Below are 14,109 nucleotides of genomic sequence, written 5' to 3' on the forward strand. Positions count from 1 at the left end.
GCGTTGAACCGGGGTCGCGGCCAGCGCTGTGTCATTCAACCAGCGTGCGCCACACGCGGTGCAATACATAGTTATGTCGTTTTCCCCCAAGAGGCTGCTAGCATCGGACGGACTTCGCATCCCGATCCGGCCCCATCAGGTAGCCCATGCTCGAGAACACAGCACTGCCACGGAAAGCACCGCTGAACCCGCCACTCGATACCCGCTATCAAGTGGAAACCCCGGAGGGCATCGACCTGCCGTTGCGCCCGGCCGGTCTGATGGTGCGCAGCCTCGCTTTCGGCATCGACCTGGGCATTCGCGGGGCCATCCTCGGCGTGCTGTTTCTGCTGCTGGCGTTTCTCGGCCAGCTCGGCATGGGCCTGGGTTCGCTGCTGCTGTTTGCCGTCAGCTGGTGGTACATGGTGCTGTTCGAAGTGCTGCATCAGGGCTGCTCGCCGGGCAAGCAATGGATGGGCCTGCGGGTGATCCACGATGACGGCACACCGATCGGCTGGTCGGCCTCGCTGCTGCGCAACCTGCTGCGTTTTGTCGATCTGCTGCCGTTCGGTTATTTCCTCGGCGCCATCAGTTGCCTGCAACACCCGACCTTCAAGCGCCTGGGCGACATCGCAGCCGGCACGCTGGTGGTCTACAGCGAACGCGCCCTGCTCCGCCCGCAATTACCTGACGCCCAGCCACGCAGCTCGCCCGTGCCGCTCAACCTCGGCGAACAACGCGCCTTGCTCGCCTTCGCCGAACGTCAGGCTGAACTGTCGCCGGCGCGGGTCAATGAGCTGGCCGCGCTGCTCGCCCAACCGCTGCACATCTCGGCGCCCAAAGCGGTCAGCGAACTCAATGGCATCGCCCGCGGCTTGTTGGGTCCGGCATGAAGCAGAGTCTTTTCGAAGCTCGTCACAAGGCCGAATGGGAGCGCTTCACCCTGGCCCTCGAACGCCTCGAACATGGCAAGGACACTTCGCAGGCAGCCAGTTTCCCCAAGGATTATCGACGCCTCTGCCAGCATCTGGCGCTGGCACAGGCGCGTGGCTACAGCAGTTTTCTGATCGACTCGCTGCAACAACTGGTGTTGCGCGGCCACCAGCAGCTGTATCGGCACCGCAGTCGATTCGGCGCCAACCTGCTGGGTTTCATCCTCGCTGACTTTCCTCGACTGGTGCGTGCCGAATGGCCGTTTGTGCTGGCCGCTGGTCTGGTGTTTTTCGGCAGCCTGATCGGCTTTGCCTTGCTGGTGTATGCCTTTCCCGAACTGATCTACAACCTGATCCCCGCCGAACAGGTGCGCGACATGCAGAGCATGTACGACCCGGTGGCCGGGCACCTCGGGCGCTCGGCCGAACGGGCGGCCAGCGAAGACTGGGTGATGTTCGGCTATTACGTGATGCACAACATTGGCATCGCCTTTCAGACTTTCGCCAGCGGTTTGCTGATGGGCGTCGGTAGCGCGTTCTTCCTGTTCTATAACGGCTTGATCATCGGCGCGGTGGCCGGGCACCTGACCGAAATCGGTTTTGGCCAGACATTCTGGTCGTTCGTGATCGGCCACGGCGCCTTCGAGCTGAGCGCCATTGCCCTGGCGGGCGCGGCGGGGCTAAAGCTCGGCTGGGCAGTGATCGCACCGGGGCGGCTGACCCGTGGTGAAGCGCTGGTGCAGGCGGCGCGCAAAAGCGTGCTGCTGGTGTGTGGGGTCATGCTGTTCCTGCTGATCGCAGCATTCATCGAAGCGTATTGGTCGTCGAAGACCGGGGTCACACCGCCGATCAAATATGCGGTCGGTGCCGCGTTGTGGCTCGCAGTGGCGGCCTATCTGCTGTTCGCCGGAAGGACACGCCATGCGCCTGAGTGATGCCACCGTGGCGATCCGCCCGCGCAGCACCTGGGAAGCCATGGACCTGGGCGTGCTCATGAGCCAGCAGCATCGACGCCTGCTGATGACCAGTTGGGCCATCGTCACCCTGCCGCTGTTCGCGGTGCTGACGTTGTTGCTATGGGATTCGCCGTCGCTGGCGGTATTCATTTTCTGGTGGCTGAAACCGGCGTACGAACGCCTGCCGCTGTACATCCTGTCCAAAGCCCTGTTCGGCGAAACACCGACACTGAAACAGGCCCTGCGCGAATTTCCTCGACTGCTAAAACCACAATGGCTGGCCAGCCTGACCTGGCGCCGGCTGAGCCTGAGTCGCAGCTTCCTGCTGCCGGTGGTGCAACTCGAAGGCCTCGACGGCACCGCTCGCCAGCAACGCTTGCAAGTGTTGCTGCAACGCAATGCCGGCGCCGCGCAATGGCTGACGATCATCGGCATGCATCTGGAGACCGCACTGTGGATCGGCCTGATGGTGCTGTTCTACATGCTGCTGCCGCAGCAGATTGAAACCGACTGGGACTGGCAATCACTGATCCTCGATGCCGATCACCACTGGCGTTGGCTGGAGCACCTGACCAACGCCTTCTACGCGCTGGTGCTGGTGGTCTGGGAACCGATTTATGTCGCCTGCGGTTTCAGCCTGTATCTGAACCGGCGCACCGCACTGGAAGCGTGGGACATCGAGTTGGTGTTCCGCCGTTTGCGCCAACGCCTGAACAGCAGCGCTCTGGGTTTGCTGTTGGCGGTCTGTCTTTTGCTGCCGGCGGTGCCACCCGTATGGGCTGCAGCCGATCCCGCCAGCGCACCGGAGGCACCCCGCCTGTTGCACCAACCGCTGACCAGTCAGGCTGCGCACGACAGCATCAAGGCGCTGCTCGAACAACCACCGTTCAAGAACAAGGAAAGCGTGACCCGCTATCGCTTTGGCGACGATCCGGCAGCCCCGGCCGAAGCCAAACCCGGTGAGGCGCCGCAATGGCTGAAAACCCTGCTCGGCTGGCTGGACAGTCAGCGCTTCAATGCGCTGGCCGGCCTGATTGAAGTGTTGCTGTGGGGAGCGTTGATCGCCGCTGTGGGCTGGCTGATCTGGCGCTATCGCGAGTTCCTGCGCACCTTCGTCAGCCGTCGGCCGAAGCTGCCCGCCCGCATCAGGCCACCTGCACCGCAGCAAGCATTTGGCCTGGACCTGAGCCCGCAAACCCTGCCTGACGACATCGCCGCCAGCGCCGAACAACTCTGGCAGACCCAGCCGCGCGCGGCGCTGGGCTTGCTCTATCGCGGGTTGCTCAGCCGTCTGCTGCACGATTTTGCCCTGACCTTGAAACCCGCCGACACCGAGCATCAAGTGCTATTGCGGGTCGAGCAACTGCAGCGCCCTGAACTGCTGGCGTTCAGTCGCAGCCTGACACAGCACTGGCAGAACATGGCCTACGGGCACCGCGTACCGGCGGCACATCTGCAACAGGAACTATGTGACGGCTGGCGTGCCCTGTTCGGCTCGGGAGCGCGCGCTTGAACCGGCGCAACGCGTGGCTGCTCGGCGGGCTGATCGTCGCCCTGCTCGCGGCGTTGAGCGTTTATCTGTACCTCAAGGCGCGGCCCTATCAGGAAGTGATCGATCACGGCCCCTCGCCCCAGGCGCAGGCCAATCCTTATCTGGCGGCAGAACTGTTTTTGCGCGAGCGCGGCCTCAACGTCAGCCACGCCGAAACGCTGGCGGTGCTGCCCGAGATCGATCCGCGTCGGCACACCCTGCTGTTGTTCGGCGAGCGCTCGCGCATGACCCCGCGTCAGGTCGATCAGGTGTTGAACTGGGCCCGCGCCGGTGGGCGCCTGGTGTTCGTGGCCGAAGCGCTGTGGGACAAGCAGGCCAGACAAAGCGATGATCTGTTGCTGGATCGGGTGCAGTTGCACCAGTCCCTGAGCAAGGATCTCAAGGAGCCGCCGGCGGAGCTGGCCGATGATCCGTACCCGAATCTGACCAAACTCTATCTGGAAGACGAGGACGCGCCCGCCTACGCCGGTTTCGACACCGCGTTTCATCTGGACGATCCGAACAATCTCGCCCAGGCCTGGGCCAACAGCGCCAAGGCCACGCACATGATGCAGCTGCCGTACGGCCTCGGCTCGATCACCGTGGTCACCGATGCCGAACTGTGGAAAACCCCGGCCATCAGCAAGCATGACAACGCATGGCTGCTCTGGTACCTGAGCGCCGACACCGACGTCACGCTGATTTTCAACACCGCACACGATGGTCTGCTGACCTTGCTCTGGCGTTACTTCCCGCAAGCCATCGTCGCCCTGCTGGCACTGATCGGCCTCGGCCTGTGGCACGTTGCTGTGCGCCATGGACCACTGCAGGCACCCGCCCCGAGTGGCCGCCGGCAGTTGCAGGAACACCTGCGCGCCAGTGCCGACTTCATCCTGCGCCAAAACGGTCAGCACACGCTGTTGCAAGCTTTGCAACAGGACGTGCTGCGCCGCGCCCGCCGCCGCTATCCCGGCTTCGACCAATTGAACGTGGCCGAGCAATGGCTGGTGCTGTCGCGCCTGACCCGCCAGCCAACCCGCGCCATCAGTCAGGCCCTCAGCCCGGTGCCGAAACAGCGCATGAGCAGCGCTGATTTCAGTCGCCAGGTGGCCCACCTGCAAACCTTGAGGAACACGCTATGAGTGAACAGATCGAGCCCGGCAGCGCCAGCCACGCCGCCCAGCAACGCCAGCGTGCCAGCCAGTTGGCGCAAGCGCTGCGCGGCGAATTGCAGAAGGCCCTGATCGGCCAGAACAGCGTGATCGACGATGTGCTGACCGCGCTGATCGCCGGCGGTCACGTGCTGCTTGAGGGCGTTCCGGGGCTGGGCAAGACCTTGCTGGTGCGGGCGCTGGCGCGCTGCTTCGGCGGCGAGTTCGCGCGCATCCAGTTCACCCCGGACCTGATGCCCAGCGACGTCACCGGCCACGCGGTGTACGACCTGCACACCGAGCAGTTCAAGCTGCGCAAGGGGCCGCTGTTCACCAACCTGCTGCTGGCCGACGAGATCAACCGCGCACCGGCGAAAACCCAGGCGGCGTTGCTCGAAGCGATGCAGGAGCGCCAGGTCACCCTCGAAGGTCGGGCGCTGCCGATCGCCCAGCCGTTCATGGTGCTCGCCACCCAGAATCCGATCGAGCAGGAAGGCACTTATCCACTGCCGGAGGCCGAACTTGACCGCTTCATGCTCAAAGTGCGCATGGACTACCCGGAGGCCGAGCAAGAGCTGAACATGGTGCGTCAGGTCAGCCGCTCGACCCGCGCCGACATGCTCGACGTGCAGCCGTTGCGCACGGTCCTGCAAGCCAAGGACGTGCAGGCCTTGCAACGCATCGCCAGTGACCTGCCGATCGACGATCAGGTGCTCGATTACGCGGTGCGACTGGCGCGCAGCACCCGCTCCTGGCCCGGCCTGACCCTCGGCGCCGGGCCGCGTGCCTCGATTGCGCTGGTGCGCTGCGCCCGCGCCCGTGCGTTGCTGCGCGGCGGCGAGTTCGTGATTCCCGATGACATCAAGGGTTGCGCGCTCTCGGTGCTGCGCCATCGGGTGCGAGTGGCGCCGGAGCTGGACATCGAAGGTCTGCAGGTCGATCAGGTGCTGCAACAATTGCTCGACCAAGTGCCGGCGCCGCGCCTGTGAAACCGTCACGCCTGCTGCTGATCTGGCTCGCGATTCTGCTGGCCGTCGGCACGCTGCTGGGCACGCTGCAAGCCCTCGACATCGACGTGCCCGCCACGCTGTTGTCGATCAACTGGGGCTTGCTCCTGGCCCTGCTGGTGCTGGCGATCATCGATGCGCTGCGCCTGAACAACCTGCCCTCGCCGCGCATCCAGCGGCAGATGCCCGGCAGCCTGGCACTCGGCCGTTGGAGCGAGGTGCGGCTGCAGCTCAGCCATGACTTCAATGAGCCGGTCGCGGTGGAGATTTTCGACCACGTGCCACAGGGCCTGAGCTTCGAAAACCTGCCGCTGGCGATTGAACTGCAACCCGGGCAATTCAGCGCGGTCGGCTACCGTCTGCGCCCGCTCAAGCGCGGGCACTTCAGCTTCGAACAGTGCGAGATCAACCTGCCCAGCCCGTTCGGTCTGTGGACAGGCAAACGCCTGCTCGCCGTGAGCGGCGAGATCCGCGTCTACCCGGACTTCGCAAAGCTCTACGGTGGGCAGTTGCTGGCGGTGGACAACTGGCTCAGTCAGCTCGGTGTGCGCCAGCGCCAGCGTCGTGGGCAGGGTCAGGAGTTTCATCAGTTGCGCGAATTTCGCGAGGGCGACAGCCTGCGCCAGATCGACTGGAAAGCCACCGCCCGTCAGCGCACGCCGATTGCCCGCGAGTATGAAGACGAGCGTGATCAACAGATCATGTTCATGCTCGATTGCGGGCGGCAAATGCGCAGCCAGGATGGCGAGCTGTCGCATTTCGACCATGCGCTGAATGCGTGTCTGCTGCTCAGTCATGTGGCGCTGCGCCAGGGCGATGCGGTGGGATTGAGTACATTTGCAGACGATCAACCGCGATATCTAGCTCCGGTAAAAGGCAGCGGGCAACTCAACGTCCTGCTCAACACGGTCTACGATCTGGCGAGTAGCCAACGTCCGGCGGACTATCAGGCAGCCATTCGGCAACTACTAACACGTCAGAAACGACGGGCACTGGTCATCCTTATGACCAACCTGCAGGATGAGGACCATGGCGAACTGACCAACGCAGTCCAACACCTGAGCCGCCAGCATCAAGTGTTAGTGGTCAGCCTGCGCGAAGAAACGCTCGACCAAATGCGCCAAGACTCGGTACAAACCCTTCCTGAAGCATTGGCCTATTGCGGCGCAGTGGATTACCTAAACGCTAGGGCCGAACTGAATGAGCGCCTGATGGCTCATGGCACACCTGTGCTGGATGTCCCTACCAGTAAGCTAAACACTGAACTAGTGTCAATTTACTTAAGCTGGAAGAAAGCTGGAGCCCTATAGACATTGTAGATTTCACGCCGGCGGGGTGTTTCAAATTGGCAAGCGGGTGTAGATTTCTTAATAAGAAATACCGCTGCTAAAAGGGCTTTTCCATTGATCGGTATCTCACTCCACTTATTTAAAGGAGTGCCAGTTCGCTCCTTGAAGCGGCCCATCCCGCGCTATCGGATTGCCCGCTAAATTTTCCCATGCAGCCATGCTCGAAGCCTCTCGAACGGAGTCGAAAAATGCCCACTAAATATTCATTATCTGATGTGTTGGAAAGGATTTATCAGAATCAGCTTGGGCTGGAGGCAGCCCTAATGGAGCTAACACTCCAGGTCGAAGAGAGGGGGTTTACCGAGATCGGAGAAAACGTCCGCTCTGCGCTTTTTGTCATTGGAGAAAATGCCGGCTATATCAAGCAGGGCTTGGCGAAACTCAGAGCAAAGGAAACGGACTAGGCCTCAAAAACTCAATGAATTTTGTCGACCGCTTTGGTGTTATCCACAGGGTGATTATCGAAGCGATTTGACGATTCAAAAACCTTCCAACACCCCACCTAAAATCCCCCCGTCTCATATCGAAATGAAACAGATTGATGCGTACGGGTACACATATCCGTCATCCGAATGAAGTCTTTCCCCAAACCTAGGAATTTAGGCTACACGACGTGGCGCCTTTGCCTACGAACACACCAGAATGCTCTGTCTTGTACGCATTGGTGAGGCTCCGTAACTTGATCTTGGCCGCTGAATCAGCGGTCGAAATTAATTGTCCGGGGCAATGTCGAGGCAGTAGCTTCAGTCAGGCTAGTAACATTTTAGCTGTTAGCAGGACGTCTCTAGGTGAGCCGAACAGCTCACCTCCCCCCGGCCGAATAACCTCTTCATAGCAGTTTCCGTTCTCGTTCACCCGAACTGGAAGCCAAGCAAAAAGGATATAAAGCCATGAACAGTGCAACATCAAATACTCCAGAATCTGACACGACTTCCAGCTGTCTCCCCCCTGATACAGAGAGGTTTCAGGAAGCCGCAGAACGCGCCCTCGACCACTACCTCAAACCAAAATCGCCCTCACGCAATTCCGTGGATCGCGGCATGCAGATGTTCGTTGTCGCCCCCGACCTCAACCCCGAAGCCATCGCCATCCAGACCTACGAAACCTTTTCGTCGGTGAGCATTCTGCTGCTGGATCTGGCGGACAGCCTGGAAGACAAACCACGGCATCTGGCGATGGCGATCTATCAGTTGAGCGAGATGGGTTTGTTGCTGGCGGAGAAGACACTGGACAGTGAGCGGGCGATTGCCTTGAAGGCTTGAAGATCAAAAGATCGCCGCCTGCGGCAGCTCCTGCAGGAAAATTGCATTTCCACTGTAGGAGCTGCCGCAGGCGGCGATCTTTGGTTTTGGCTGTATCAGGCAGACGCCGGCAGGGGCTGAAAACTGAAGTACTGCTTCAACGCTTGCACCAGTTGCGCATATTCCGGCGGCGGGCGTTGCAGGCTGAAGCCGGCGTCGTAGTGCATCGGGGTCGCGTCTTCATGGCACCACAGGCAGCACGCCGTCAGGTCGATGACCTGCTGGCAACCATCGCCGAGCGGAATTTTGAGACGCAGACTGAAATCGACACCGGTCATCATCGGTAACTGGCTGATGAGCATCAGCCCGTCTTCGGACACATTGCCCAGAAAACCGATGGGTTTGTCGGTGACGCTGTTGAACACCCTGAGGAAGTACGGCAACTGGTGCCGTTCGATTCGTCGGTCGGTAAACATGCGAGGTACGCCACGCAAGGCTCCATCACAGAGCCGCACCTTTGCTTCGGAACACGCCTGTGTCACAGACACGCTCTCCCCGCTTCCGGTGGCATGGTCGCCAATACGCCATCGCCTCAACATCGACCAGTCGCAGGTGTTGCCCCATGTTTAGAGGCCAGACTCTAAACCGGATCACTGGACTATAGCTCAACCTGTACAGTCAGCCAGCGTTTGTATGACATCCGGCATCAGAAGCGTTGCGCACTCGGCACCGCCGCCGCACTGCGAGTCGGGTAATGTCCCAGGCTCTGCAGGGTTTCCAGGCGGGCGCGGGCGCGGAAGGCGTATTCGCTGTTGGGGTACGAGGCGATGATGAACTGGTAGGTCTGCGCCGCGTCGATGTACATTTTTTGCCGTTCCAGGCACTGGCCGCGCATCATCGACACTTCCGGCCACACATACGGACGGGCCCGGCTGGCGCGTTCGACCTTGGACAGTTCGAGCATCACCTGCTCGCAATTGCCCCGGTCGTAGGCGCTGTAGGCGTTGTTCAAATGATGGTTCATCGACCAACGGGTGCAGCCCGTGACGGCGAGGACGCTGAGGGCAAGGGCGGCAATGGGCAACAATCGCATGGGGAGGTTCTCCTGTCTTGAGCTCTGTATCGACCCCTGGTCGTAAATCTTCAGGCGCGTTTGTCCCAAAGTTGCCACGTTCAATAAAGAAAACAATAAGTAGTGCAAACGAACAATGACTACACCCCAAGAGCATAGTAGCCTCTGCTAGCGCTTGAACTCAGGAGTCTTTGCATGTCCGTCCGTCGTACCAAAATCGTCGCTACCCTTGGCCCGGCCAGTAACTCGCCGGAAGTTCTCGAACAGCTGATTCTGGCTGGTCTGGACGTCGCCCGTCTGAACTTCTCCCACGGCACCCCCGACGAGCACAAGGCTCGCGCGAAGCTGGTGCGTGACCTCGCCGCCAAGCACGGCCGTTTCGTCGCCCTGCTGGGTGACCTGCAAGGCCCGAAAATCCGTATCGCCAAATTCGCCAACAAGCGCATCGAGCTGAAGATCGGTGACAAGTTCACCTTCTCCACCAGCCATCCGCTGACCGAAGGCAACCAGCAAGTGGTCGGCATCGACTACCCGGATCTGGTGAAAGACTGCGGCGTGGGCGACGAGCTGCTGCTCGACGACGGCCGCGTGGTGATGCGCGTCGAAACCGCCACCGCTACCGAGCTGCACTGCGTGGTGACCATCGGCGGCCCGCTGTCCGACCACAAAGGCATCAACCGTCGCGGTGGCGGCCTGACCGCGCCGGCCCTGACTGAAAAAGACAAGGCCGACATCAAGCTCGCCGCCGAAATGGAAGTCGACTACCTCGCCGTGTCCTTCCCGCGTGACGCGGCTGACATGAACTACGCCCGTCAACTGCGCGACGAAGCCGGCGGCACTGCCTGGCTGGTGGCGAAGATCGAACGCGCCGAAGCCGTGGCCGACGACGAAACCCTCGACGGTTTGATCAAGGCTTCCGACGCAGTGATGGTTGCCCGTGGCGACCTCGGTGTGGAAATCGGCGACGCCGAGCTGGTGGGCATTCAGAAGAAGATCATTCTGCACGCACGCCGCCACAACAAAGCGGTGATCGTTGCGACCCAGATGATGGAGTCGATGATCCAGAACCCAATGCCGACCCGCGCCGAAGTGTCCGACGTGGCCAACGCCGTGCTCGACTACACCGACGCCGTGATGCTCTCGGCCGAATCAGCTGCCGGCCTGTACCCGCTGGAAGCCGTTCAGGCGATGGCGCGCATCTGCGTCGGCGCTGAAAAGCACCCGACCAGCAAGACGTCCAGCCACCGTATCGGCAAGGAATTCGAGCGCTGCGACGAAAGCATCGCCCTGGCAACCATGTACACCGCCAACCACTTCCCGGGCGTGAAAGCGATCATCGCCCTGACTGAAAGCGGCTACACCCCGCTGATCATGTCGCGTATCCGTTCCTCGGTGCCGATCTACGCCTTCACCCCGCACCGCGAAGCCCAGGCCCGCGCGGCGATGTTCCGTGGCGTGTACACCGTTCCGTTCGACCCGGCTTCGCTGGCCCCGAACGAAGTCAGCCAGAAAGCGATCGACGAGCTGGTCAAGCGCGGCGTTGTGGAAAAAGGCGACTGGGTCATCCTGACCAAGGGCGACAGCTACCACACCACCGGTGGCACCAACGGCATGAAGATCCTGCACGTGGGTGACCCGCAGGTCTGAATGACTGTTCGCTGAAAAACAAAAGCTCCGGCATGTGAGTGTCGGGGCTTTTCGTTTTCTGCTCCGCAAGGTGTTGCGCCTATTCAGGCCTCATCGCTGGCAAGCCCAGTCAGCGAAGCTTTCAATGCCGTTTGATAAACCCGGTCAACGCCGCCAGCGCCTCCGGCGAGCGCAACCGCTGGGTGAACAATGCGCCCTCCTCCTTGATCACCTGACGGATCAGTTCGCGGTCCGGCGCTTTCATCAGTTGTTTGCTGATACGCACCGCCTCCGGCGGCAGTTCGTCGAAACGCAACGCCATCTCCCGCGCCTTGTTCAGTGCCGCTTCGCCGCTGCCCAACGCCTCGCTGGCAATGCCCCACTGCGCCGCCTGTTCACCGGTAAAACCTTCGCCGAGCAACAACAACTCCGCCGCTTTGGCTTGGCCAAGCAAACGCGGCAGGATCAGGCTGGAGCCGAACTCCGGACACAAACCGAGATTGACGAACGGCATGCGCAAGCGAGCATCGCGGGCGACGTAAACCAGATCGCAGTGCAGCAGCAACGTGGTGCCGATGCCCACCGCTGCGCCGGCCACAGCGGCGATCACCGGTTTGCGGCATTCGAGCAGGTTGAGCATGAAGTGGAACACCGGGCTGTCGAGGTCGCTCGGCGGTTGCTGGATGAAGTCGGCGATGTCGTTGCCGGCGGTGAAGCAATCGGCGCTACCGGTGATCAGCACGGCGTTGATGTCAGGATCGTTGTCGGCCAGCCTCAAGGCCTCGGCGAGGTGGCTGTACATCGCGCGGGTCAGGGCGTTTTTCTTGTCCGGGCGATTGAGGCGCAGGGTGAGCAAACCGCGTTCGCGTTCGAGCAGGATGGCTTCGGTCATCAGCGTTACTCAACATTTAAAAGGGCTGACAAAGTTCTTTTGGTGAGGCAAAACTTCTGTGGTGAGGGGATTTATCCCCGATTGAGTGCGCAGCACTCACAAAATCCCGGGGCCGCTGCGCAGCCCATCGGGGATATATCCCCTCGCCACAGGAGTTCACCTTCACACGAGATTCAGCGCTTAACTGCGGGACAGAAACACATCGGCCAGCAGTTGATTGCGCGGCAGTCCGGCCAGGTACAGACGCTTGGCAAACGCATCGACGCTGGCAGTCGAGCCGCAGACTAAGGCCAGGGTTTGCCGGGAAACAAGGCGCAGTTGCGCCAAAGCGGCGGCTGACTCGGCCGCCGTCCACAGCTCGATGCTGAGGTTTTCGCGCTGCGCGGCAAGCGCCGCCAGGGGTTTGGCCAGATAGTGCTCGCGCGCGTCATGGGCCTGGTGAATGACGCGGATGGCGCCTTGATGATCCTGGCGCAAAGCTTCGCGCAGCACGCCGAACAACGGGGCCAGCCCGGTGCCGGCCGCCAGCAGCCACAGCGGGCGCGAGTGCCAGTCCGGGTCGTAATGCAACGCGCCGCCGCGCAGTTCGCCGAGGCGGATCGGGTCGCCGATCTGCAGGCGCCGCGCCGCATCGCTGAATTCGCCGGGCTGGCGACAGTCGAGGTGGAACTCGAGAAAGCGGTCTTCTTGCGGCAGGCTCGCCAGCGAATAGGGTCTGGCGATGTGGTTGATCCACAGCACCAGATGTTGCCCGGCGCTGTAGCGCAGCGGTCGCTGCGGGGTCAGGCGCAAACGCAGGACGTTATCGCTGAGCCAGTCCAGCGCCTCGACCACCGCCGGGCGCCCGTCGGTGACGGGGTCGAAGGTGTGTACCTGCAAATCTTCCGTGACCTGACACTGACAAGCCAGCCGCCAGCCTTGCTGGCGCTGTTCGGCGCTCAAGGCATCCGGGCGACTGTCGGCGGGCAAGCCCCTCACGCACTGCACCAGACAGGCATGGCAACTGCCGGCGCGGCAGCTGTAAGGCACCGCGACGCCGTGCTGATTCAGCGCGTCGAGCAAATTGCTGCCCGCCGCCACCGGCCATTGCCGGTCACCGACGCGAAGTCCAGGCATCCACATTCTCCCATGCCGCTGCACAACGATTGCGCCCGTCGCGCTTGGCCCGGTACAGCGCCTGATCGGCACGCTGCAAGGCATCGTCGAGATCATCGCCCAGTTCCAGCAAGGTCATGCCTGCCGACAGACTCAGGCTGCGCACATTCAGGCCCACCAGTTCGACGTCGGTGAAGGCGATGCGCAGACGTTCACAACAGGCCGTCAGGCGTTCGGCATCGCAGTCGGGCAGCAACACCACGAATTCCTCGCCACCGTAACGCGCCAGCACGTCGCCGTCACGCAGGCAGGCACCTGCCACGCCGGCGAACGCCTGCAACACCTGATCGCCCGCGGCATGGCCGTGCAGGTCGTTGATACGTTTGAAGTGGTCGAGGTCGATCAGCGCCAGACCATGCACCACGCCCGGTTCCATCTCCGCCAGCTCCCGTGAGGCCAGACGCAGAAAATGCCGGCGATTGAACAGTCCTGTCAGTTCATCGGTGGCCACCAGATCTTCGAGTTGGCGCATCATCCCGCGCAGGGTGTCCTGATGCGCCTGCAAGGCAAACCGGCGCTGGCGCATGCGCTGCCGTGAAACCTGGACGAAGCGTGCATAAATCACCAGCCAGGCCAGGACCATCGCCAGAATGCACACCTGCAACGCCGCCAGGGCCGGATCCGGCAGACGGAAGTGGTAGCCGTCCCAGAGGGTGATCGCACAGAAACTGAAGAACACCAGCAGCGCGCAACGAATGAACGCGCGCCGGGTTAAATGAAACAGGCCGAACAGCAGGATCAGCACGTAGAACACCAGAAACGCGCCGCGTGCTTCGTCCAGATGAGCGATCAGCCAGGTCTGCCAGCCGAGCCCGAGCAGCACTTGCGCTTCGGTCAGGCTGGGGTCGGCAAAGCGCTGGTTGCGCCCGGACCAGAACAGCGTAAACAACGTCGCCTGGCAGATCACCACCAGCGCGCTGCCGATCGCCACGCTGTTCAATGATTGCGGGTAATGCCCGGTGAAAAACGCCAGCCACAGCAGCAGCAAAGCCAATCCATAGGTGGCTGCGGCGAGGGCAAAGCGCTTGAGCAAAAGACGTTGAATGGCGTTATGGGTCAATCGTTGACTCACCGTGCGATAGGAGGCTGACCGAGTGTCCTACTCTACAGACCGGATGCCACTTTAGAGGGGCGGTCGATAAATGACCACCGATTTTCGGGCTCGAAAATTGACGTCAAAAGTGTGGCCTCAAAAGCCCCTCACCCTAGCCCTCTCCC

At 61.7% G+C, this 14,109-nt stretch carries 14 protein-coding genes; 9 read left to right on the top strand and 5 right to left on the bottom strand.

All coding sequences use genetic code 11. The features are described from left to right. The first annotated feature begins 146 nt into the window (after nt 1–146). The 8 genes from ACM6I7_RS02040 to ACM6I7_RS02075 all read left to right on the top strand — a co-directional run bounded on the left by ACM6I7_RS02040 (nt 147) and on the right by ACM6I7_RS02075 (nt 8,167). Nucleotides 147–872, top strand: coding sequence for an RDD family protein (locus ACM6I7_RS02040; RefSeq protein ID WP_247267984.1), 726 nt, complete (start codon nt 147–149; stop codon nt 870–872). Beyond that, nucleotides 869–1,846, top strand: a complete 978-nt coding sequence (locus ACM6I7_RS02045; RefSeq protein WP_247267985.1) for a stage II sporulation protein M — start codon at nt 869–871, stop codon at nt 1,844–1,846. Before ACM6I7_RS02040 ends, ACM6I7_RS02045 begins: the two co-directional genes overlap by 4 nt. Further along, entirely contained in the window at nt 1,833–3,380 is a 1,548-nt protein-coding gene (locus ACM6I7_RS02050) for a DUF4129 domain-containing protein (protein WP_414887859.1), read from the top strand. The genes ACM6I7_RS02045 and ACM6I7_RS02050 overlap by 14 nt, the downstream gene beginning before the upstream one ends. Next, nucleotides 3,377–4,540: a DUF4350 domain-containing protein gene (locus ACM6I7_RS02055; protein WP_414887860.1), complete on the top strand. Its 1,164-nt coding sequence runs from the start codon at nt 3,377–3,379 to the stop codon at nt 4,538–4,540. Before ACM6I7_RS02050 ends, ACM6I7_RS02055 begins: the two co-directional genes overlap by 4 nt. Beyond that, nucleotides 4,537–5,538 (top strand): AAA family ATPase, encoded by a 1,002-nt coding sequence (locus ACM6I7_RS02060; RefSeq protein ID WP_007965902.1) that lies wholly within the window; start codon nt 4,537–4,539, stop codon nt 5,536–5,538. The genes ACM6I7_RS02055 and ACM6I7_RS02060 overlap by 4 nt, the downstream gene beginning before the upstream one ends. After that, nucleotides 5,535–6,866 (top strand): DUF58 domain-containing protein, encoded by a 1,332-nt coding sequence (locus tag ACM6I7_RS02065; RefSeq protein WP_225136122.1) that lies wholly within the window; start codon nt 5,535–5,537, stop codon nt 6,864–6,866. The genes ACM6I7_RS02060 and ACM6I7_RS02065 overlap by 4 nt, the downstream gene beginning before the upstream one ends. Nucleotides 6,867–7,093: 227 nt before the next feature. Continuing rightward, nucleotides 7,094–7,309, top strand: a complete 216-nt coding sequence (locus ACM6I7_RS02070) for a hypothetical protein (protein ID WP_007965898.1) — start codon at nt 7,094–7,096, stop codon at nt 7,307–7,309. A 486-nt stretch (nt 7,310–7,795) separates the two neighbouring features. Further along, nucleotides 7,796–8,167, top strand: coding sequence for a DUF6124 family protein (locus ACM6I7_RS02075; protein ID WP_247267989.1), 372 nt, complete (start codon nt 7,796–7,798; stop codon nt 8,165–8,167). Between the two features lie 95 nt (nt 8,168–8,262). Here ACM6I7_RS02075 and ACM6I7_RS02080 read toward each other — a convergent pair whose 3' ends face one another. Together ACM6I7_RS02080 and ACM6I7_RS02085 are read right to left on the bottom strand one after the other, a co-directional pair. After that, nucleotides 8,263–8,622, bottom strand: a complete 360-nt coding sequence (locus tag ACM6I7_RS02080; RefSeq protein WP_027612508.1) for a PilZ domain-containing protein — start codon at nt 8,620–8,622, stop codon at nt 8,263–8,265. A gap of 230 nt (nt 8,623–8,852) precedes the next feature. Continuing rightward, nucleotides 8,853–9,239: a tetratricopeptide repeat protein gene (locus tag ACM6I7_RS02085; protein ID WP_007965893.1), complete on the bottom strand. Its 387-nt coding sequence runs from the start codon at nt 9,237–9,239 to the stop codon at nt 8,853–8,855. Between the two features lie 174 nt (nt 9,240–9,413). Here ACM6I7_RS02085 and pyk point away from each other — a divergent pair, with 174 nt between their 5' ends. Next, complete coding sequence (pyk, locus tag ACM6I7_RS02090) at nt 9,414–10,865, top strand: pyruvate kinase (protein WP_003227610.1); 1,452 nt, start codon at nt 9,414–9,416, stop codon at nt 10,863–10,865. 121 nt (nt 10,866–10,986) lie between these two features. On the opposite strand, the gene ACM6I7_RS02095 is transcribed toward pyk, so the two are convergent. The 3 genes from ACM6I7_RS02095 to ACM6I7_RS02105 form a co-directional block, all read right to left on the bottom strand. Continuing rightward, on the bottom strand, nt 10,987–11,736 hold the full coding sequence (locus ACM6I7_RS02095; protein WP_414887861.1) for an enoyl-CoA hydratase-related protein: 750 nt from the start codon (nt 11,734–11,736) through the stop codon (nt 10,987–10,989). Between the two features lie 180 nt (nt 11,737–11,916). Next, nucleotides 11,917–12,852, bottom strand: coding sequence for an iron-sulfur-binding ferredoxin reductase (locus ACM6I7_RS02100; protein WP_414887862.1), 936 nt, complete (start codon nt 12,850–12,852; stop codon nt 11,917–11,919). Beyond that, the gene (locus tag ACM6I7_RS02105; RefSeq protein WP_414887863.1) at nt 12,830–13,951 is read right to left on the bottom strand and encodes a GGDEF domain-containing protein; all 1,122 of its coding nucleotides are present in this window, start codon (nt 13,949–13,951) and stop codon (nt 12,830–12,832) included. The genes ACM6I7_RS02100 and ACM6I7_RS02105 overlap by 23 nt, the downstream gene beginning before the upstream one ends. Between the last annotated feature and the right edge of the window lie 158 nt (nt 13,952–14,109).

The sequence above is a fragment of the Pseudomonas sp. IT-93MI4 genome, assembly GCF_949767635.1.
GTDB classification, from domain to species: Bacteria; Pseudomonadota; Gammaproteobacteria; order Pseudomonadales; family Pseudomonadaceae; genus Aquipseudomonas; species Aquipseudomonas putida_A.